The organism is Cyclobacterium sp. L-R, from assembly GCF_056859355.1.
Window position 1 is genome coordinate 1 of record NZ_JBSXOH010000079.1, and the last position, 21,222, is coordinate 21,222.

General features: G+C 39.0%; 15 protein-coding genes. 1 reads left to right on the plus strand and 14 read right to left on the minus strand.

Annotation, left to right across the window (positions count from 1 at the left end):
- The first annotated feature begins 414 nt into the window (after window positions 1-414).
- On the plus strand, window positions 415-834 hold the full coding sequence (locus AC13EX_RS14325) for an NUDIX domain-containing protein (RefSeq protein WP_048640358.1): 420 nt from the start codon (window positions 415-417) through the stop codon (window positions 832-834).
- Between the two features lie 195 nt (window positions 835-1,029).
- Here AC13EX_RS14325 and AC13EX_RS14330 read toward each other — a convergent pair whose 3' ends face one another.
- The 14 genes from AC13EX_RS14330 to AC13EX_RS14395 all read right to left on the minus strand — a co-directional run bounded on the left by AC13EX_RS14330 (window position 1,030) and on the right by AC13EX_RS14395 (window position 21,195).
- Window positions 1,030-1,392 (minus strand): DUF2237 family protein, encoded by a 363-nt coding sequence (locus AC13EX_RS14330; RefSeq protein ID WP_339710846.1) that lies wholly within the window; start codon window positions 1,390-1,392, stop codon window positions 1,030-1,032.
- A gap of 95 nt (window positions 1,393-1,487) precedes the next feature.
- Window positions 1,488-2,162 (minus strand): energy transducer TonB, encoded by a 675-nt coding sequence (locus AC13EX_RS14335; protein ID WP_048640355.1) that lies wholly within the window; start codon window positions 2,160-2,162, stop codon window positions 1,488-1,490.
- Between the two features lie 75 nt (window positions 2,163-2,237).
- On the minus strand, window positions 2,238-2,618 hold the full coding sequence (locus AC13EX_RS14340; RefSeq protein WP_240477908.1) for a VanZ family protein: 381 nt from the start codon (window positions 2,616-2,618) through the stop codon (window positions 2,238-2,240).
- Between the two features lie 6 nt (window positions 2,619-2,624).
- A complete protein-coding gene (gene gcvH / locus AC13EX_RS14345; RefSeq protein WP_048640353.1) occupies window positions 2,625-3,002 on the minus strand; it encodes a glycine cleavage system protein GcvH in 378 nt (125 codons plus the stop codon).
- A 52-nt stretch (window positions 3,003-3,054) separates the two neighbouring features.
- Window positions 3,055-10,131 (minus strand): T9SS outer membrane translocon Sov/SprA, encoded by a 7,077-nt coding sequence (sov, locus tag AC13EX_RS14350; RefSeq protein ID WP_482893201.1) that lies wholly within the window; start codon window positions 10,129-10,131, stop codon window positions 3,055-3,057.
- 100 nt (window positions 10,132-10,231) lie between these two features.
- Complete coding sequence (gene ruvA / locus AC13EX_RS14355) at window positions 10,232-10,834, minus strand: Holliday junction branch migration protein RuvA (RefSeq protein ID WP_482893202.1); 603 nt, start codon at window positions 10,832-10,834, stop codon at window positions 10,232-10,234.
- Window positions 10,831-13,095 (minus strand): NADP-dependent malic enzyme, encoded by a 2,265-nt coding sequence (locus AC13EX_RS14360; RefSeq protein WP_482893203.1) that lies wholly within the window; start codon window positions 13,093-13,095, stop codon window positions 10,831-10,833. Before AC13EX_RS14360 ends, ruvA begins: the two co-directional genes overlap by 4 nt.
- Window positions 13,096-13,130: 35 nt before the next feature.
- The gene (locus tag AC13EX_RS14365) at window positions 13,131-14,219 is read right to left on the minus strand and encodes a DUF4837 family protein (RefSeq protein ID WP_482893204.1); all 1,089 of its coding nucleotides are present in this window, start codon (window positions 14,217-14,219) and stop codon (window positions 13,131-13,133) included.
- A gap of 83 nt (window positions 14,220-14,302) precedes the next feature.
- A complete protein-coding gene (locus AC13EX_RS14370) occupies window positions 14,303-15,694 on the minus strand; it encodes a lytic transglycosylase domain-containing protein (protein WP_482893205.1) in 1,392 nt (463 codons plus the stop codon).
- A 3-nt stretch (window positions 15,695-15,697) separates the two neighbouring features.
- Window positions 15,698-17,131 carry an Asp-tRNA(Asn)/Glu-tRNA(Gln) amidotransferase subunit GatA gene (gene gatA / locus AC13EX_RS14375; protein WP_482893206.1) on the minus strand — a complete coding sequence of 478 codons (1,434 nt, stop codon included), beginning with the start codon at window positions 17,129-17,131 and terminating at the stop codon, window positions 15,698-15,700.
- Between the two features lie 4 nt (window positions 17,132-17,135).
- The gene (locus tag AC13EX_RS14380; protein WP_020888834.1) at window positions 17,136-17,345 is read right to left on the minus strand and encodes a Sec-independent protein translocase subunit TatA/TatB; all 210 of its coding nucleotides are present in this window, start codon (window positions 17,343-17,345) and stop codon (window positions 17,136-17,138) included.
- A 113-nt stretch (window positions 17,346-17,458) separates the two neighbouring features.
- A complete protein-coding gene (locus tag AC13EX_RS14385; protein WP_482893207.1) occupies window positions 17,459-18,745 on the minus strand; it encodes a murein hydrolase activator EnvC family protein in 1,287 nt (428 codons plus the stop codon).
- Window positions 18,714-19,457 (minus strand): lipoprotein insertase outer membrane protein LolB1, encoded by a 744-nt coding sequence (gene lolB1, locus AC13EX_RS14390; RefSeq protein WP_048640346.1) that lies wholly within the window; start codon window positions 19,455-19,457, stop codon window positions 18,714-18,716. The genes AC13EX_RS14385 and lolB1 overlap by 32 nt, the downstream gene beginning before the upstream one ends.
- Window positions 19,450-21,195, minus strand: coding sequence for a tetratricopeptide repeat protein (locus AC13EX_RS14395; RefSeq protein ID WP_482893208.1), 1,746 nt, complete (start codon window positions 21,193-21,195; stop codon window positions 19,450-19,452). The genes lolB1 and AC13EX_RS14395 overlap by 8 nt, the downstream gene beginning before the upstream one ends.
- Window positions 21,196-21,222 lie beyond the last annotated feature (27 nt).

Sequence of the window (21,222 nt, forward strand, 5' to 3'; positions counted from 1 at the left end):
TACCAAAGGCACAATTCCCTAGCAAAGTTTCTACAGTTATCAGTTCATTGATCAGGCAATACACAGGTCTTAGGCTATTTCCCACCTAACTAATAGTGGAAATTTAAGCCGGATTATGTAATAGAATTTCTCCGCGCTGACAATGTTAGGGGTGAAGCCTGTCGCTTGTTTACGGGAACTGTTGCAATCGCAAGAAAATCAGGCTCTTTGGAGATTTTATCATAGCACCGCTATCGTGAAATCTCCAAACAGCAACGAAGTGGCTGATTTTCTAACGATTTCAGCACGTAATACAATGTCTATTGCATATTTCGGATTTAATGTATTTGATTAGGAAATGGATTGTCTAATTCCTGTTTGAGCTTGAATTAACTTTACTTAATATTGGTTCTAAATCTAATAATCTATTAAAGAATGGCCTATACCTATGATTACCCTCGTCCTGCCCTTACTGCTGATGCGGTGGTTTTCTGTGCAGAGGAGCGAAAAATCTTATTAATAAAAAGAAGAAATCCTCCATTTCAGCATAAGTGGGCTCTTCCAGGAGGCTTTGTTGACGTGAATGAATTGCCTGTGCAGGCTTGTATTAGAGAATTACAGGAAGAAACTGGTCTTCGTCTCAAAGATGGCCAATTGTTAGGTGTTTATGGTGAGGAGGGAAGAGATCCAAGAGGATGGACAGTAAGTGTGTCATTTGTTTTTAAAATAGACAAAGTGCTAATGGATAAGGTATGCCCTGGTTCTGATAGCCAAGAGGTAGCATGGTACTCGATTTCATTACTTCCAGAGCTAGCATTTGATCACCACGAAATTATCAAAGCTGCTGGATTGTGAAATTCTCCGCCCTCCAAATTTGAAACCTATCCAGAACTGGGGAAGGTAATCCATTTTAAAGAACCTGATAAAACCTGATTGATGTTTTTTTTGGCAGAACTGTGCATTAGCCAAGTTGAAGTGCAGGGAGTGCTAAACATAGGGATTAGCGATGTACTGCTGGTCAACTTAATTAGCGGAAGGCAAAGCCTTGTTTTAATTTTTAACTGCGAATTTCACCAATTCTTCAAGGCTTATAAGCTCCAGTGTTTTTTCATGCGTTGCTTCAAGTAGGACCCCTGGTGCTTTGTTTTCCTGATAAGCATGTAGCCATCTTGTTAGGCATATACACCATTTGTCTCCCGGCTTGAGTCCAGGGAAGTTAAATTCGGGTCTGGGAGTGATTAAGTCATTGCCAGTAGCAAGGCTGAAATTTAAAAACTCTTCAGTCATAACGGCACAAACCGTATGTAAGGCTGTGTCTTGTTCATCAGTTTGGCAATAACCATCTCTATAGAATCCAGTTCTTGGGGAGAAACAGCAGGGGATAAGTGCTTCGCCGAATACATTATTGGCCATAAGTAGGAGGAGGATAGGTAGGTAATAAAAAAGTGCCATGAAATTTTCATTCATGGCACTTCAAATCTATTTTTTACCTGGAATTAAAAAAGCAATTAGCTTAATTTAAATCGAATAGGTAATCTCATTTTTACTCTTACTGGTCGACCTCTTTGTCTTCCTGGTTCCCATGAAGGAGCATTTTTAACTACTCTTACGGCTTCTTCATCACATCCACCGCCAACACCCCTAAGGATACCAACATCTTGGATAGATCCATCAGTATTCACAACAAATACTACGTATACCGTTCCTTCTATACCCATTCTTCTTGCTTGGGTTGGGTACTTAAGGTTTTTAGACAAATACTTGTTCCAACCTTCCATTCCACCCGGAGGGGTAGGCATGTTTTCCACAACATCAAAGATCTCATCTGCTTTTTCTTCTACAGGAGCTTCTTCAATAACTACTTCCTTGATTACCGTTTCTTCCTGAACATCAACATCGAAATTTACTTCAATTTTTTCTTCGATTTCAACTTCATCAGGAATCTCTTTAATTTCCGGCTGCTCTACTGGAGGCGGCGGTGGTGGTGGCTGTTCCGTGATTGGAATGTCTAATAATTCTTCAAAGTCATCATCGATCGATCCAAGGTCTTTAAGCAAACCATCGTCAAATGATTTATACTCAAAGGCAAAGAGGACCAGACCAACACTAACCATTAAACCAAGATTTAGGAACATGCCCGTCTTTTTGGTTAAGTCAGCTTTTGGTGTTTTTTTGGCTTCCATATTATAACCCTTCTTTTAATTTTTATTGATTCAGTTTATTAATTCCAATTAACAATCATAACAAATAATTTTTATTTATACAAGGACGCTACCCCTCTTATTTAAATAAACAAAAATACCTGTACCTGTAATTACGCCTATAATATTTGTGATAATATCAAAATAGTCAAATGACCTTCCCGGTACTAATCTTTGTAAATACTCTGTCAATATAGCAATAAAAATCCATAAAACTAAATATTTAGTGAATAATTTATTGCTTTTTTTCTTCTTTTCATCCGCTTGTTGGCGGATTACTCTATCCCAAAGAAAAGCCATGCCGACAAATATTCCAAAATGAATCAGCTTATCTGATCCGTAAAACTTTGGTAAACTAGGCACTTTGCTCGCTGGGCTAAATAAAGCATAAGCCATGCCAAAAGACCAAAGAAGAGCAAGAACGACTTTTTCTCTCAAAACAGATTACTGACCGATAAGGTTTTTGTATTCTTCAGGAGATAGCAAGTCAGTCTCAGTTTCTTGAGTGCGCTTTACCTTAATCATCCAGCCATCTCCGTAAGGATCTTCATTCACCAATTCCGGAGAATCTTCCAGAAGGCTGTTCATCTCCAGAATTTCACCTGCGATAGGCATAAATAAATCCGAAACAGTTTTTACTGCTTCTACTGTTCCAAATACCTCACCGGTATCCATGGAATCACCCACTGTTTCTACTTCTATAAAAACAATGTCTCCCAATTCCTTTTGAGCGAAATCGGTTATTCCGACAGTGACAGTTTCACCGTCTATCTTGACCCATTCGTGGTCTTTGGTATATTTTAAATCTTCTGGAAATTTCATGCTAATTATTTTAACTGTTCAAAAATACAATGTTTCTAGATAGGACAAAAAATTATTGACTTAAATTAAAGGTTAATTGTCCACCAAATGAAGTGGAACTTCTTCTGTAGGCAGTGGAAACCTTTGGATCGTTAATAGTTCTGTCAAAATAGAATTGAATATTAAGTTTTTGGTTAACCACATATCCTACACTAGGCCTAATTTGAATGTTTAAATTACCGTTGGTAAGTGTGTTCTCTCCTTCAATCTTCCTTTGGATCGTATTTGTATCTACAATTCTTGTTGACATTCGAATAGTAAGGTCATTGCTAAGCACTTCTTGCCTTCCTTGAATCTTGAAAGGAACTTTTACACCCGCTTTGGTATATCCTAGGTCAAATCGGAAATCCTGGCTACTTTGCTCCGTCACCTGAGCATTTGAAAAGTTCAGTCCTATATTTCTTTCTGTGTTGTACTCAAAGCTGATGTTCATTCTGTCTTTGGTAAGTAGATCTACACCTATCAGGGGGGCAAACCTTTCTGAAATCACCACTTGATTGAGTATCATTATGGGAATATAGGCACCAAACTCATCTGTCATGCTAGCCATAGGGAGTTGCTGTAATGTGTTGTACAATTCCAGTCCTTCCTGATAGATTAGCGCATTCGAGAAATTACTTACTGAATATGTTGAGGTGTAATTATGAGTCAAATTTATCGATGAAAAGTATTCGTTCAATGCTGGTAGCCTTGCCAATCCCCGGTATTCCACCCTCCAGTTAGGTAGCGGCATTCTCGGGAATGGATTCAATTCAATTGCAGTTGCAGTCTTTCCTGAATAGGCAGCAAGAAATGCAGGGATTAATACATCTTGTCCATTGATATTATAGCTTCCTCCTGGATTTTCAGTTTCAAGTCTGCTTTGTATGAGGGTCCTGTATTTTTCAAAGTCTGAAAATAAAGGGGAATTGTTCTCACTATCCTGCTTGTTGAAAACAGTTTTAAGCACATTATAACTTATCTCATAGCTGCCAATTCTGTTAGGGTTGATGGAAGCAAAATCATTCTCGCCGGGGCCATTTCTCCTATAGATTTCGCTGTAATCGCCGTTTTCCCTTTTTCTAAACTCAAGCGTGATTTTAAAGTCCTTAATGGGTTCTATTAAACTGGATAGTTTGATGTTTCGGGATTCATTTTGTCGGAATGCTTGAGTCAATGAAGCGCTAGCTGCTAAAGCACCTCTGTTGGCCAAATCATACCTAATATTGCTATTTTGATCCCCTAATACAAAACCTAGCCCAGGATTCATAAAACTCCTGTCCATTCCGAAAAGGCCTGTATTCGGTAAGTAACCAGGTAGGAATGTCCCCTGTGTTATTGCATAGGAGAAGTTTACGTCCTTTAACATCATCATGAACCTTAAGATGTTTGCTCCGAAACCATCGGTAGAAAACTCTTTTTCCTTCTCTTCATCATCCGGGGCATTCGCTGCAGGTCTTCCTGGAATGCTTGGTCGCTTGGGGGCATTCAATGCATTGAGCCTTTTGTTCTTGTTGTACAATTGAACCATATCCAGCTTTCCAGTGACGGACCTGTTTCTAGAGTTTTGAATAACATTACCCAGAGTATCCCTTTGGCCAATGGCGCCTGTCATCCAGGTATAAGTAGCCTCATACCTCAGGTCAGCACTTATCCAATCTGTAAGTGGGATCTTGTCTAAAGGAAGCTTATAATTGACAACAGCCTGTTGGTTGTAATTGGTTGTTCTACCTAGTCGCTTAATGTTATTTCTCAATGAATCTAATTTCGCTTCAGTATCCAAGTCTCCCTCAGGTTCATCTACTACTGCATTGACACTAGAGTTTAGATCAAAGGAGAGGTTTTCAGTCAAGTCCCAATTGAGACTGTAGTAGCGATTCATATAGAAGCTTTTTTGGAATAGTGGATCAACTCCTGCAGTGCTCAGTTGATCATTTCTATTTTGTGTTCGCATAAAACGCCTATCTACATCCAATCTGGCTGAAATGAGACTTGGGGCAAAGTTCAAGTTAAAGTCTTTAAACAGTTGCAAGTAGCTGCTATTAAAAACACCCCAGTTTTTGAATGGTGTGACACTGAGTGGGTCTGGCTGATAATTGTAGGCAACACTACCACGGGTGGTTTCATAATTGTAACTTTCCAGCTGAATATTGCTTTGGGTTACAGATCCATAGGCATAAGAAAAGGATAAGTTTTCTAAAGCATAAATTCTATTGGTCTCTTTTTCTGGATCTTTTATTTTTCTAACGTTGTTTAAACTGAAATTTCTCCTTTTGGATTGGTCCATTACCAGATTCTGGTATTCTTGTTTCTCAGTATCCGTCTTGAATTTCTGAAGAGCAATTTCAAAAGGTACATCCGGGTTAAGTGGGTCAAACTCCGGTTTGGTAGAGGAATTTTCTACACTTGCATATAAAGGGATGCTTATTCCCAGCCCTTTTGGTAAAATTTTATCCACATTGACATTGGCTGAAATGTCATATTGAGTTGTGGATTCCCTTGCTCTTTCGGAAAGGCGGGTTTCTAAACCTCCAAAACCAAAAGTATTGTGCCTAATAGAAGTTGAAATGGTTGCAACATCTGCAATTTGAGCATTAAGACGTGCATTGGCGGCCCAACCAGAAGATTTGTTGAAATCTGTAGCTCTTAATTCGTTTGCCCATATACAAACGGATTTACTTGCTCCACCTATTCCAGGATTTCGAACACCGATCATCATTCCTTGGATGAAACTTAATTCAGGCCTACCGACAACCGTAACTTTATATTGCCTCACCATGATGGAGTAGGGGAGGTTTTGAGGTTGTTGATTATTGTCTCTTTCTGCTTTTACGCCTACTATTTCATCCAGAGCAATGTCTATTTCATTTTCCAAAGGCCAGATTTGACGAGGATCTCGGGTTCCTGTTGGTGTTATTGTAAGAGGTACTTCAATTTCATAATAGTTGTCCGTGTAATCGGTACCCATTCTCAAGAAGGCAGACAATTCACCGTCCTGAGCATCTTGACTATCGGCATGTAAAAACATTTTTAACCTTCCATATTGGACAAGGTCTTGATTGACATTTTTAAATACCGCCCTTGAATCTCTGCTCTGAAGGTTGTCCACACAAAGGCGTAATGCTTGTTCATTGAGTTGTCTTTCTACCGTGGAGGTGTTGTCTCGGTCTCGGTTGATTCCTGGAGGCAATACATAAGGGCTTTGATTCTCACTGCCTTGTCCATTTTCTTCAATATTGACCACACCCACCGTTAAGTTAGAATTGTCTGGCTCAGGTATCTCAGAAAAACCTTTTTCAAATAAAGACTCTTGAAAGGTCCTCCATTGACTGCCTACCAATCGGAATTGCGCCATTCTTAACACTACAGGCTGCTGGAAATCTGTAAGGTAGGTTCTGATGAATCGAATGGATTTAAAGCCTGAAATATTACCGTATGCGGCATCTGGTTGGCGTACAGGGATTCTGAACAAGTACCAATTTACCTCTTCTCCATTTTCTACTGTCGATACTCTATCCACAATATTGTTTTCACCTACCTCAAGACCTGATGGACGCAGGTCTATTTCATATTCATAATAACTCTCTACTTCATTGATGGTGTTGTCGTTGTTGAGGTCTTCATTGTCAGGAATATTAGAGCCTGAGGGAGTATAAGCCAGATTACTATTGGCAGTGATAGGTGTGTTGCCTTCCAGACCATTGAAATTTTTGTAACGCTCTAGAATCTTTACATTGTTGTTGTCAAACTCTGGGTCTAAGTAATATTGAAAATCATCAGCAGCAGGGTCATTCAAGATCTGCTGACGGGCTTGAGGGTTTAGATTAAGCCTGTCAATGAACCTGGCTCCATAGAATTCTACTTCTTGTTCACTGCTGAGTCCATTAAGCCCTACATCCTGGTGCTCTCTGGCTTCTGGAGAATTGTCAAATGCAGGAGTTAAAAACTGCTGGCTTGTAACTTTGCCCCACTCATTACTTGAAGTATTGTTTTCTGATCCATCTGCTGGCAGCCCATTCTCAAAGGCATGCCTTCCATCTACAATAACGTCCTCTGAAACTTCACCAAGGTTGAAAACCAATTTTCCTCCAGTAGTATTGTTTTCATTAAAGACACCGTCCAATACCCTACCATTTTCTCCCGTAATGAAGGGATCCATCATCCAGAACTCTATGTATTCAATATTTGTCCTGTCAAAATCTACTTCAGAAGTAATGGCTCTGGTAATTCCACCGTAATTTTCCCTGGGATTATTGAGTAAACCTGCACTATTCAGGTTGGTATTAAAATTATACATCCCCCTTTCGTGTGGGAAATAGGCCAAATCAAACAATGGTTCATTGGTAACCATATAATCTCGGTACCTTCCTTGGAAAATCTCTTGAGGGAGTACCCTTCTTACGTAATGGTTTCTTCTGTCTTCCGTGGTTATATTTGAAGGGACACCTGTTCCTGAAGATCTATAAAACACATTGTCTACTGTATACCAAGATAAACGAGCCCTTTTATAGGCGTTGCCCAGCCTGTCTTCTGTTAGTTGGCTTAGATCAAATTTATTGTCAGGGGTAGCAGGGGTGGAAGAAAGTTTCCAGTTTTGAGGACTTGATCCCAGATTAAAGGGGATTATTGCTGTTTCAAAGTCATCGATATAAGAAGCTCCTTCTCCATCTACCTGATTAGAGGTTCCGGGAATCAAATGCGCAAACTCCCCACTAAACTGAATTAAAGATTTCTCTTTGGTTTCAGTAAAAGGTAGCGCGTCGGCCAGTTTGGTAAGGAACAAGGATTCGTCATTGTAATTGACATCCAAACCCCAGAGACTGTTTCTTAAGGTTTCATTCCCCGTAGCTATTCTGGAGATATTTGGCCGTTCATTTAAGTAAAGAAAAGTACCGCCAATATTGAAATTCTCATTGACCATATAGTCCAGTCGGGTGCCTAGTAAACTTCTAGTCTGAAAAGAAACCAAATCAGCCTTTTCAAAACTTACACTGATCTTTTTTCCAGATTGAAGAATTCCTTCATTGATAATGACTACCCTGCCAATATTGTAATCTACCGTATAATCTACCCCTTCTGTAAGTGGAATGTTTCCAGCGGTTATAATTACTGAGCCTTCACTGATATTTAGGCCGGGAAGCATAATTTCAGAAGCAGAACCTGAAGTAAAGCTACCTTTTAGGTAGTATTTGTTTAGTAGAGTGACCAGTTCAGCATCTGCTTGAGTGGTTCTGTACAAAGTGTCATAAACATATTTGTCACTTAGGTTTACTTCAGCAGGTGTGAAATAATTCTCCAGGGTTTTACCAAAGGGCTCAACTACAGGGAAAATGATCAGGCCTTGTTCAGGTTTGATTGTCAATCCATTTACATAATCAAAATTACCATCTGGCTGAGGGTCGTTTTGGGGATTTAGATTGTCTAGTTTTAAAAGCCGGATTAAAGGAATGTCTTTGACATTCGTTCCTTCCAGTAGACTTGGGTTATCCAATCCCGTACGGTCATCCCTATAAATGATTTGTAATTGAAATCCATCCTTTTGAATTTGGTTGGCATTTAAATTGTAAATGTTTTTCATCATCAGGTCCCAAGTAGGAATCTTGGTATTGATCCTAGCCGGACGTAGCATTTTCAGGAAGATCACATTGTCTTCAGACCTATTTTGATAATCTTCAGAAAGCTCACCTACTTTGAAACTTTGCCCATTGTAGGTGTATTCATAAGAGACAGCAATTACTTCATCGTTTTGAAGTTTTCTAGAGAGACTAAAATACCCCAATTGTCGGTCGAAGGTGTATTCATTTTCAGCCAATTTCCTAGCCCCGTTTATTTGCTCGAATTCTAGCCCTCTTTCCAAGCCCAGGTCATTGCTTATCGCTGTGGCAGCAGTTTCGAAATTTCTATAGGAAGGATTGCTTTTTAGGTTGTTGAATAAATCATTGGCGGTATTGGTGGCAGGAGCCTGTGGATTTCCTGTCCCTATGCTTGGGTTACTAGGGTTATAAATCGTTTGGCCTTCTCCCAAATCCATGAAAGCAGCAAAATTCCGGAGGGTTTCGGTATTGTTGGCTCTATTCATGATATAAACCTCCAATCGGGTAATTTGAACACCACTTAATACTTGTGGTAGCCCCCTCAACCAATTTTCATAATTGTTTCTGAAGAAATGTCCTAGGAAAAAGTGCCTGTTGTCATCATAAGCTGAAGCCCTCACTTCAAATGGGCGGCCTTGGTTTCCTCCTTCAATAATGATCTCATCTCTTCTACCACGTTGGGTAGAGGCGACAGTAGTCATAAAGAGTTTTCCAAATTGCATTTGGGTTTTCACTCCAAAAAGGTTTTGTGCACCTTGAATTAAACTGTTTTGTACAGGCATGCTCACATTGCCTATTTCTATAGATTTCAAGATGTCCTCTTCAAAACCAGCATATTCAACCTTTAGCTGGTTCTCAAAATCAAATGAATTATTGCTATCGAAATTGGCGCCTATACGTACTTTCTGCCCCAACATTCCATTGACACTCATTTGGATTTGCTGGTTGAAGTTGAAATTCCCTGTCTTTTGTTGGCGGATAGGGATCGAAGGATTATCGATTCTTCTGAAAATCCCTCCAAAATCCAGGTTCACATTACCAGTTGGTACAATTGTGATTTCACTACCACCAAAGAGCCGATCAAAGGTTGGACTCATAGTAATAGGAGGAATTAGCCCTCGGCCTCCTACTGCACTTTCACCATCTAGCCCTCGGGATCGATCTCTCCAATATTGTTGTCTGATTCGGTATTCCTGCATTCGAGAATAATCTTCAAAATCCAAGGAATATCCAGGATCTAGGCTGGTGGAGTCTTGATTAGGGTAAATTCGGTAACTTACGGCTGTGTCCACTTCTACTTCTACCCTTTGATTTTTCTCCGGTTGCAAGAGGAAAGGGGAATCTCTTCTCAAAAATGGATTTTGATAGGGATAAAGGGGTTTGGTGTTTAAGTTGTCCCATAATAAAAAGGAAGGAAGTGACCTCCTTTTATTTAAGGTGTCCATTAGGCTCGGAAGGCTGTCCGACGGTGTAGTCACCGGCGCCTGTCGGGCATAGGCTCCCGATAAAGACATCATAAACACTATAAAAAACACTCCTAAAATGGAAATGTGATCGTGTTGTAATGACTTTTTTCTCCAAAAAATATTTGAGAAAGTAAAGGCCAACGTTGTTAAATTATGATGATGACTTTAAAGATGCTTTAATTAATGTTTCTAAGGAAACATCGGGGCCACTTTTTTTCAAAACTGTCATGATATTTTTTTCAGCTTGAGCTTTGGTGAAGCCTAGTGTAATCAAAGCTTGTAACGCCTCTTGTTTTAATTTATTGCTGTTTTGGACAAAGCCCTGACCTATTCCCTCAGGGGAAGAAATCCCTGCCTTTAAAATTTTATCTTTAAGCTCCAGTACAATTCGTTGCGCAGTTTTAGCACCGATTCCCTTTACCCGCTGTATGGTAGGGTGGTCTCCTTCACTGATGGCTTGCTCAAGTTCAGGTACGGTCATACTGGACAAAATCATTAGTCCAGTATTTGCACCCACCCCTGAGATAGATATTAAGTCTAAAAATGCTTTTTTTTCTGATGCTTCCTTAAAACCATAAAGCGTGTGTGCGTCTTCCTTAATATGAAGAAAGGTATGCAGCATGATTTCTTCCTTATCCTCTATTTTTCCATAGGTGTTCAAGGATATTTTGACCTCATAGCCTATTCCATGAATATCGATGATAACATGGGTAGGGTCTTTAAATGCTAATTTTCCTTTCAGATAAGTTATCATTCCAATTCTATGGTTTGGGCATCCACTACTGCTATGGCTACCATATTGACGATTTCCCTAATTGAACTACCTAGTTGTAAAATATGAACAGATTTGTTCATGCCAAGAAGTATGGGGCCTATGGCTTCTGCATTTCCAACCTCTGCCACCAACTTATAGGCGATATTACCAGAGGCAAGATCAGGGAATATCAAAGTGTTTGCCTTATTATTAATTAATGCACTGAAAGGATAATTTTCTTTTTGTATTCCTTCATCCAAGGCCACATTGGCTTGCATCTCACCTTCAATGACTAAATCAGGATACTGAGCTTTGGCTTTGGTGGTGGCCAAGGCTGTTTTTAAAGGTACTTTCCCTTTGGCTGAACCAAAGTTAGAGTAAGACAAAATTGCAATTTTAGGTTCAATATCAAAAAACCGTACACCATTGGCCGTTAAACCGATAATCTCAACCAATTCGTCGGCAGTAGGATCTTCATTGACGGTGGTGTCAGCAAAGAAAAGCGGGCCTTTGTCTGAATTCATAATGTACATCCCTGCTACCTTATTAACCCCTTTCTTAACACCTATTATCTGTAGAGATGGAAGTATAGTTCTAGGGTAATCCTTTGTCAGACCAGAAATTAGTGCATCACCTTCTCCGAGTTCTACCATCATTGCACCGAAATAATTCCGGTCTTTCATTAGCTTCTTAGCCTCATACAAGGTTAAGCCTTTGCGCTTCCTTTTGTCATAAAGCAATTGACCGTACTGCTTTAGCTTGGCTTTTTGCTCATTCGGGTCAATGACTATTATGTCTTCTAAGTCAAGGGAATTGGCCTTGATTAGTTTGTTTATTTTTTGTTTGTTGCCTAGCAAGATCGGGATTCCTATTTTCTCATCCCTCATTATCTGAGCAGCTTTTAATATTTTAGGATTATCAGCTTCAGCAAATACTACTCGTTTTGGATCTTTTTTAGCTCGGGACACAACTCGTGACATTAGTCGTTGGTCTATGCCTATCCTTTCCTGAAGATCTAATTCATAGGCATCCCAATCCTCTATATGTGTTTTGGCTACTCCTGACTTCATGGCCGCTTTGGCTACAGCAGGTGCAATCGTTGTGATCAACCTTGGGTCCAAAGGTTTGGGGATCAGGTAGGTTTTTCCGAATGCCAGCTTAGATTCACCATATGCCTTGTTTACTATGTCTGGAACCGGCTCTTTGGCTAAGTTAGCAATAGCCAGAGCAGCAGCCAGTTTCATTTCTTCATTTATCCCGGTGGCTCTTACATCTAAAGCTCCTCTGAATATATAAGGGAAGCCTATCACATTGTTCACCTGGTTGGGGTAATCTGAACGTCCCGTGGCCATGATGATGTCTTTTCTAGCCGCCATGGCTTCCTCATAGCTAATTTCTGGTGTTGGGTTTGCCAGTGCAAAAACTATTGGGTTTGCGGCCATGGATTTTATTTGGTCCTGACTAATAATATTTCCCGCAGATAAGCCTAAAAATACATCAGCACCTTCCATGGCTTCAGTAATGGTGTAGATGTCCCTATCTGTGGCAAACATTCCGTGAATATCTGTTAATCCATCTCTGTCTTTTCTGATGACCCCATCAATGTCGCACATAACGACGTTTTCAAATTTAACGCCGAGTCTAATATAAAACCTCGCACAAGAAATAGCGGCAGCTCCTGCTCCGCTAACTACCAATTTGATGTTTTCTATTTTCTTCTGGATCATTTCCAGGGCATTCAAAAGAGCTGCCCCTGATATAATGGCCGTTCCGTGTTGGTCATCATGCATTACAGGAATTTTCATTAATTCCTTGAGCTTCTTTTCAATGATAAAACATTCTGGTGCTTTAATGTCTTCTAGATTAATTCCTCCGAATGTAGGTTCTAATGATCGAATGGTTTGAATTAATCTTTCAGGATCGTTCTCGTCTATTTCTAAATCAAAAACATCTATTCCTGCGAATTTTTTAAACAGAACACCTTTTCCCTCCATGACAGGTTTGGAGGCAGCAGGCCCAATATTGCCTAAGCCCAAAACAGCCGTGCCATTTGAAATTACCGCCACTAAGTTCCCTTTAGCGGTGTATTTATAAACATCTTCAGGATTGTGCTGAATTGCAGTACAGGGTTCAGCTACCCCAGGAGAATAGGCCAAGGCCAAGTCCAGTTGACTGGAAAGTGGTTTGGTAGGAACTACCTCTATTTTTCCTGGTTTCTTAAATTCATGATAATTTAATGCATCCTCTTTTCTTATCTTCATTACCTAGGGGAAAATAATTATCTGTTTTATGAAATTTATTCTGCTTCCATCTTGAACTTACTCGCTTGAAGAATGGTCTCAATTTCTCTTAGTGAAGCTCGATGTGCTTCGTTAGGGTAATAGACAAATCCCTCCATATAGAATATCTTGCCTTTGGCTTCATCAACTACCGTGTAAGATAGAAATGATCCTCCCATTGATAAGTTATTGGTTCTCCATGAACCACGCATCTCTACGGCGTATTGTCCATCCAATTTAATGGGTTTGAATGCAGGCGGTATTTGCTTTTCTGTGATTATATACGATTCAGTATTAGCAGGGTCTCCAAAAATACGTGGCTTGGTTATTTCGTCTCGTAATTTTATGATATTTTCAGGGAAAACTTGAGACTCGTCCTCATAAGTTGTTTGATAAAAGAACAAGCTAATATCTGGTTTGTCAACTCTTGGTGTAGGCTGCCTGAACCATAAAAAGTTGTCTTCCTCTTTAGTAAACTGATAAGAGGCCGGAAGATTAAGTGTTACACCAAACTTCTTTTTTGACATTTCAGAGCCGACTCCATTTTTACGGTTAAAAAGAGCAGTGGCCAATATCTCTTTTTCTTTATTGGCAAAAAGACTTTGAAGTAGGTCTTTGTTCTTTTCTAAATTATCTATTAATTCAGCTTCATTTTCTCCAAATAAATAAACAACTTCTTGTCCTACAGCGAATTCGTTTTGATTTCTCAACATGAACAAGGAAGAGTCAGATTTACTTTTCTCTACGGACTCAGGTGTAAATTGATTTGCGATTGTTCTACTACCAATACTTCTGTCATCAAAAGTTGTGACAAATATTATATTGGAGGCCATCTTAAGGATTCTTGTCATTTTTCTAGGATCCACTTTTCTCATGTAAAACATGGATTCCTCTCTTATAATCCCTTCAATATTGGACTCAAAAACATCCTTTAATGCATCTCCAACTGGGCCAGCATATTTTGCTGAATCAATTACCAAGATGATTTCTCCCAGTGTACCTCTAGCTTTTGGTTTATTGCTATCTGAATCGGATCCGGAATTGCTCTGACATCCAGCAAAAGCAAAAATGGATATTAAGGCTATAATGCAAAATCGTAAACTCATAATTGTTTAGTTTATTTTTGTTCAAGCCTAATTTAGGGATATTTATCGCAACTCAAAAAACAATTAACAAATTAGTTTGAAATTTATCCAATGATTAATTTCTGACCTGGTTTTATTTGATTATTGTTCAAGTTGTTCAATTTTTTAAGCTGATCAATGGTTACTCCTTCTAGCTTTTTTGAGATTAGCCAAAGTGAGTCTCCAGGTTGGACAGTGTACATTTTACCTCCATTGCTGTTGGTGGAGATGGTAGCTGTTGAGGCCAAATTCCTCTCAAAACTGGGTTTGTCCTGATGGAAATGAAGTACTTGTCCGACTTTTATTGTGTTGGAATACAGACTATTCCAGGTCTTGAGTTGACTTACCGAAACACCATACCTTTGAGCAATTTTACCCAAGACATCGCCACTTCTAACTCTGTAAGTAGCATAATGCATTGGTTTAGCAGCTTCCTTTTCAGACATGGCAGCCAAAAACCTCTGGTTTTCTATTTTTAAAGAATCAATTATCCAGTCCTGGTTTTCTGTGATAAAGGCGTGAGCTGCTTTAGGAACATTAATACTAATTGCTTTTCCGAAATCAGGAACCTTACTTTTGATTAAAGAAGGATTTAAATATTCAAGGTCTTCAATGCAAAGCCCGGTAAGTTTGGCCAGATTTTCTAGGGTATATCCTTTCCCTATGTCCATTTTCTCGTAGGCTACTGGATAGGAGGGCTCTTCTAGAATGAGATTGTGTTCTTCAGCATACCGCAATACATACATGATTGCTTGAAACTGCGGGATATAACTCCTTGTTTCACGAGGCAAATACCTGTAAATTTCCCAGAATGTCCTTTTTCCTCCCGAGCGACGAATGGCTTTGTTTACATTACCCGGACCACAGTTATACGCGGCTAGGGCCAATTCCCAATTGTTGTAGCGTCGATTTAATGCTTTTAGGTAGCGAATAGCTGCTTCGGTGGAAAGCTCAGGGTCTAGTCGGTCATCTACATGACTGTTGTAATACAATTTGTACTCTTTACCTGTGGCTGGCATAAACTGCCAAAGCCCCATGGCACCTACCCTAGACCTGGCTTTTGGGTTAAGGCCAGATTCTATGATTGATAGGTACTTGATATCTTCAGGCATATTGTGTTCTGAAAGATAAGCGTCGAACATAGGGAAGTACATGTCCTGTCTTTCAAGGACCATGCGTGTATAATCCCTATTCCTTACGGTAAAGTAATTAATGAAGGCAAAAATTGTTTCATTCAATTCAAAAGGCATATCCGTATCCATTTCTGCGATACGCTTTTCTACTTCTTCATAGGTGAAATCTGGTATATGTTCGTAGTCATAAAAAGGCATGATTGTTTCCTCCCCATTTGGGTCGATTGAAACAGTCATGCCTTTCTCCTGAGCTATTGCCACATTCCAATTAGGAATGGACAATATCAAAGTTGCTACTAATATATAAAAAGATTTTAACCTCATATTTTAATTATTAAATGTGGCCGATGTCAGGTAGTTGGCAAAAGCATATAATTCCGCTTCTTTAAAAGAATTGGCCATGATTTGTAGTCCTATTGGTAAACCTTTCTCATCTTTTCCATTGGGGATAGAAATAGAAGGTACTCCTGACACTGATGCCTGTACTGTAAACAAATCCTCTAAGTACATGGCCACCGGATCATTTGAATGTTCACCAAATTTGAAGGCTGTACTTGGGGTTGTTGGAAGCACAATATAATCATACTTGGTCAACAAGTCTTCTGTATACTCCTTAATTAACCTTCTTACTTTTTGCGCTTTTGTGAAATAAGCATCATAATAACTGGCACTTAATACAAAGGTACCAAGCATAATCCTACGTTTTACCTCTTCCCCAAATCCTTCGGATCGGGTAAGCTTGTACATGCTTTCAAGATTATGTGCATTGGGTGTTCTATACCCATATTTTACACCATCAAATCTTGATAGGTTTGAACTAGCTTCCGCCGTCGTAAGAATATAGTAAGTAGGGAGCACATAGTCTAAAAGTGGAAAATTTACTTCTTCCACTTCATGACCTTCTTCCTTCAACTTTTCTAGTACGTTAAGCGTATTGGCCTTGATTTCTGGCTGCAATGCTTCAGAGTGAACCGTTTCCTTCAGGTAAGCAATTTTTGCAGGTTTATCGAAATGCAATAATTTGCTGTAAGAAGGTACAGGTTTACGAGAAGAGGTGCTATCAAAGTCATCAGGACCTGCCATGGTTTCTAGTACCAATGCATTGTCTTTGACGTTGTTTGAGAAAACACCGATTGTGTCAAATGACGAAGCGTATGCGATTAATCCATACCTTGAAATACGAGAATAGGTAGGTTTAATACCAATTACTCCTGTGAAAGCTGCAGGCTGTCTTACCGATCCTCCTGTGTCTGTTCCTAAAGAAACAGTACAAAGGTTGGCTTGCACGGCTACTGCTGATCCACCGGATGATCCTCCAGGTACTCTACTCTCGTCAATGGCATTCAATACTTTTCCATGCACTGAGTTTTCATTGGAAGAGCCCATACCAAATTCATCACAGTTAAGCCTTCCTATTATGATGGCATCCTGATCTATTAGACGCTGAATAGCAGTTCCGGTAAACTGAGATTCAAACCCTTCCAGTATTTTACTGGAGGCGTTTGATTCGTGCTCATTATAGCACAAAACATCTTTTATACCAATTACCATTCCAGCTAGTTTTCCAGCTTTTCCTGCAGCTATTTTTTCGTCAATAGCTTCCGCCTGCTCTAAAGCAGATTGGCTATAAACTTCAACGAAGGCGTTTAATTGCGCCTTCGTTTCAATGTTGCTTAGGTAGTATTTGACAATCGCTTTACAATCCGTTTCCTTTTTTTCTAGCGATTTTCTTATCTCATCGAATGAACGAAATTTTTCCAACTTTTTATTTTTTTGCTTTCTTGTTGTCGTCTTTCAGTCCTTCTTCCAAATCATCCTGAATTTCTTTGGTAGCATCTTTAAATTCTCTGATACCTCTACCTAGTCCTCTAGCCAGTTCAGGAATTCGTTTTGCTCCAAAAAGAAGGATAACTACCAGTACGATGACCACTAATGATCCTCCTCCGATATTTTGTATAAAACCCAATGTATTCATGATTCGATTATTTTGATTTTGAAATTATTACAAATATATGATTGTGCTTTATTAACGCAAAGGAATTAAAGCATGTTGTATTTAATTTTTGTAAATATATTAAAATTTAGCGATTATTTACTAGAAAGCCAAATGCTAGGGTTCATTACTTCCAAGCCTTTCCAAGTTTGAAAATGAAGTTCAGAATACCCATCTTCATCTGAATATACGTGCCCAATGACTGTTGCGGATTGAACCTCTTCACCAGATTTTACATCAATGGTTTTTAACCTACTATACATGGTATAAAAGTCCCCATGTTTGATAATAATCGTACCTCCCATGCCAGGTACTGTGGTGATTTTAGTTACTGTACCAGGGAAAACGGATTTCACTGGAGCATTATTTGTGGTCTGAATATCTATACCATCATTGGTTTCAGAAATCCCTTTCAAGGTAGGGTGGGGGTAAGTACCATACTTTTTAGAGATAAATCCGCTATCAACTGGCCAAGGTATATTGCCCTTATTGCTAGCAAACGATGCAGAGAGTTTTTTGACCTGCGGTGTATTTGGGAGTTTTTTGGTTTTTGGTTGGGCTGATTTTGGCTTTTCCTCAGCCTTTTCTGCGGCTTTTGCAAGCTTGATTTCTTCAGCAATTACATTTTTTATTAATTGATTAAGTTCTGCCTGCTGTTTTTTTGTTGCCGCAATCTCTTTTTTTACTTCCTCTTCCTTTTGGCTAAGGGTATTGACCATTCTTTGTTGCTCCATCTTAAGCTGATCCAAAACCTTTTTCTGTTCTTGTTCTTGCTTTAGGACCTTAATTTGATCCTGTTTTTGCAATTCTAAAGTCCCTTGTTTTTCTGCCAACTCTAAACTTACCTTTTCCATTTGTTCTACCTGTTTCTTTCGGGCATCACTGTATTGTTTTAGGTACTTTAGCCGCATGTAGAATTGCTTGAAGGTGGCCGATGAAAAAATGAAGGTAATAAGGTTTACACCTTGATTTAGTTTATAAGATGTGTAAATCATCTTAGCGTATTCTTCTTTAAGTAAGTTAAGCTCGTCATTTAATTTTTTTATTTGAGATGATGTTTGGTTGATTTCCTTATTGACAAGTTGGAGTTCTTTATTGATTGTGGCGATAAACTTTTCCCTTTCAACTAGTTTCTGATTTACTGCCCTTAGCTCACTTACAGAAACCTTTTTTTCATCTGTAGTCTTTTTCAACACAGTGTCAAATTCTCTTAGCCTTTTTTGGATGGCAGTTTTCTCTCTCTCTAGCTTTGCTCTGTCTGCGGTGACTTGAGCGTTTAGCTGAGAAAATGTACCTAGTCCAAGAACTAAAAATAAGATGAGGGAAAGAACCCTGGTTCCGGTAAACTTATTAAAAATTGTATGGGAAATTGAGTGGGTCATCCGTTAGTTCTACTTTGATCATCTCTACGTTTAAGAAAAAATTGGTCTTGGGCTTGTCTGGTAAGCTTAAGACCATTTTTATAATGGCCTGATAAGGGAATGGTTGTTGGGAAACTTCGCGAAAATCCATATAAGACGCCTCTAGACTGCCACTTCTATTTTGTGAGGCTTTACTTTCTAATTGGGTAACTTTACCATGACCGGCGTCGATGGTTGTTTGGTAAGTGATGTTTTCTCGTTCCTGTTTTAATACAAACGTCTTAGCAACCCTGATAAGTCTGTCTCTATAGCTGAATTCATGGGGTAAGTTAGCGAAAAGTAAATTCTGGAAGAGCGAAAAGGACAACGGAACCCCGTATTTCTTTTGAAAATCGGCATAATCCATGTCGATTTTTTGCCCATTTATTCGGTCTCTTATCTTAATTCTATCAGCACTTATAAAACCTCTAAGGGCCTCAATTCCTAAACCTGGAGACATATTAAACCAAATAACACTGTCTTTTTTTGCTCTGATATTCAAAACCCCCTTGGTGATTTTGCCATCTTGTTCTTCCAAGGTAACCCTACCTTTGGCTGAAAGGTAATTGAATTCAAGGTAATTTGGCTGGAATTCTTCCATTGATTTATTGGTCGTATAAGACATGGGTTTCCTTGCACAAGACCAAAGCATCACCATTCCCAAGAAGAAGGTCAATATTTTAGCATTACTCATAATAGGTTTTATTTTTGATTTTAAGTGTCAAAAACTCTGAGGTGTCTTCCAGGTCCTTGGCTTTATTCCAATAGTCCATGGCAATTTTTTTCTCTCCAATCTTGAACATGATGTCGCCGTAATGTTCAAACATTACACCACTTGGATGAGGTTCTTTTTCTAATGCCTTTTCCATAAATGGCCGAGCCTCTTCAAACCGGTTCATCTGAAATAAAACCCAAGCATGGGTGTCCAGATAGGTGGCGTTGTCTGGAAACCTCTTAACTAATTTTTGAGACATTTTTAACGCTTTTTCAAGATCCTTCTTCTCTAGAGAAAGAAAGTAGGCATAATTATTCAATATATGTTCATTATTGGCATTTTGAGCCAAAACTTCTTCATAAATTTCAAAGGCTCTTTCCTTTTCTCCCAAGCCAAATAGTACATCACCTAATTGGGAATTGGCCATTAAGGTCAATTGAGAATTCAATTCATTGTTCAACTTTAGCGCCTCTTCCAATGATTTTTTGGCACCTTCATTGTCCTTATTTCCAGACTGGGCGGTTCCCAAATAAAACCAAAACTCTGAAGTCTCGGGAAAGTTCTCCGTGGCCAATGTCGCTATTTCAATAATATCAACAAAAGGTTTTTGATTTTCAAACATCAATGGTATCAATTGCTGAAATAGCTTTTGGTTTGAAGGAGTGATTTTAACTGAATTAGTATAATATTCTATGGCTTCTTCTAATGCCTTTTCCTGTAATTTCCAGTCTCCTAAGGCGATTAGAATATTGGGGTTGTTTAGGTGAAGGGCCTCCATAGGCTTGGAAAGGCTGTCCAATAACTGGTCTCTAGCAGTGCTTTTGCTTTGTGTCAAAATAGTAGAGAATTCTTCTGCCTTTACATCTCCTTCTAATTCCGGATTTTCAAAAGCTTCCTTTAGGTATTTGTTTGCCTTGTCAAATTCACTTTTGCCCTTGTAAAGTTTGTAGGCAGCCATTTTCATATCAGGCTGGTTTGGGTAGTCTTCTAAGTTAGAAAGTACCAAGTCCAATGCCTGTGAGGCTTTGTTGTTGTTAAATAAAATATCTACTAAAGAGAGTACATACCTTGAATTACCAGGATGGGCTTCAATAAGGTTTTCACCTTCTTTTATAGCCATTTCCAAGTTGTTTTTCTTCAAATAAATGCGTTGTTTCTGAGCGGTAAGTTGCTCTACCACACCGAAATATTCCTCGGCTTTATTTAATGCTTCCAAGGCTTTGTCTAAATCCTGAAGTTTTAGATACAAGGAAGCCAAGTCTAGAATGTATTGCCTGTAATTTCCCTCTTTAGCCATCAGATTTTCAAGAACACCTGCAGCCTCCCTTGTTTTGTTTTGGTTGTTGTATATTTCAGCTATTTGTAGATGGTAATATTTATTGTCCGGATCCAATTCCAAGGCCCTTTGTCCATAAGCCAAAGCTTTTTCAAATTGCTTGGCACGAACCATCATTTGGGATAGCTTAAAATGTATGGCACTTTCTTCCTCGTTGTATTCTAAGGCTTTAATAAAATAAAAGTAGGCTTTCTCATAATCGTCCAGCATGAGGTTTTTCTGTCCCTCTATAAACAATCTGCTGGCTAGCATTTCTTTTTCTTTGGCCTTCCGCTCTTTTCTGCTAAGCTTTTTTTGAGCATAAGCATCCTCTTGGGAAATTCCCATTAGGAGTATTAAGGTGAAAAACCAGACAAAAAAATTTAAATTCAATTTATCCATGTTTAAGCATGCTATAGGTTTAAGCTT

Excerpts from the sequence above, each read along its gene's own strand:
- AC13EX_RS14325 (WP_048640358.1), top strand. The coding sequence starts at position 415 with ATGGCCTATACCTATGATTACCCTCGTCCTGCCCTTACTGCTGATGCG.
- AC13EX_RS14330 (WP_339710846.1), bottom strand. The coding sequence starts at position 1,392 with ATGGCCAATAATGTATTCGGCGAAGCACTTATCCCCTGCTGTTTCTCC.
- AC13EX_RS14335 (WP_048640355.1), bottom strand. The coding sequence starts at position 2,162 with ATGGAAGCCAAAAAAACACCAAAAGCTGACTTAACCAAAAAGACGGGC.
- gcvH (WP_048640353.1), bottom strand. The coding sequence starts at position 3,002 with ATGAAATTTCCAGAAGATTTAAAATATACCAAAGACCACGAATGGGTC.
- sov (WP_482893201.1), bottom strand. The coding sequence starts at position 10,131 with ATGATGTCTTTATCGGGAGCCTATGCCCGACAGGCGCCGGTGACTACA.
- ruvA (WP_482893202.1), bottom strand. The coding sequence starts at position 10,834 with ATGATAACTTATCTGAAAGGAAAATTAGCATTTAAAGACCCTACCCAT.
- AC13EX_RS14360 (WP_482893203.1), bottom strand. The coding sequence starts at position 13,095 with ATGAAGATAAGAAAAGAGGATGCATTAAATTATCATGAATTTAAGAAA.
- AC13EX_RS14365 (WP_482893204.1), bottom strand. The coding sequence starts at position 14,219 with ATGAGTTTACGATTTTGCATTATAGCCTTAATATCCATTTTTGCTTTT.
- AC13EX_RS14370 (WP_482893205.1), bottom strand. The coding sequence starts at position 15,694 with ATGAGGTTAAAATCTTTTTATATATTAGTAGCAACTTTGATATTGTCC.
- AC13EX_RS14380 (WP_020888834.1), bottom strand. The coding sequence starts at position 17,345 with ATGAATACATTGGGTTTTATACAAAATATCGGAGGAGGATCATTAGTG.
- AC13EX_RS14385 (WP_482893207.1), bottom strand. The coding sequence starts at position 18,745 with ATGACCCACTCAATTTCCCATACAATTTTTAATAAGTTTACCGGAACC.
- lolB1 (WP_048640346.1), bottom strand. The coding sequence starts at position 19,457 with ATGAGTAATGCTAAAATATTGACCTTCTTCTTGGGAATGGTGATGCTT.
- AC13EX_RS14395 (WP_482893208.1), bottom strand. The coding sequence starts at position 21,195 with ATGGATAAATTGAATTTAAATTTTTTTGTCTGGTTTTTCACCTTAATA.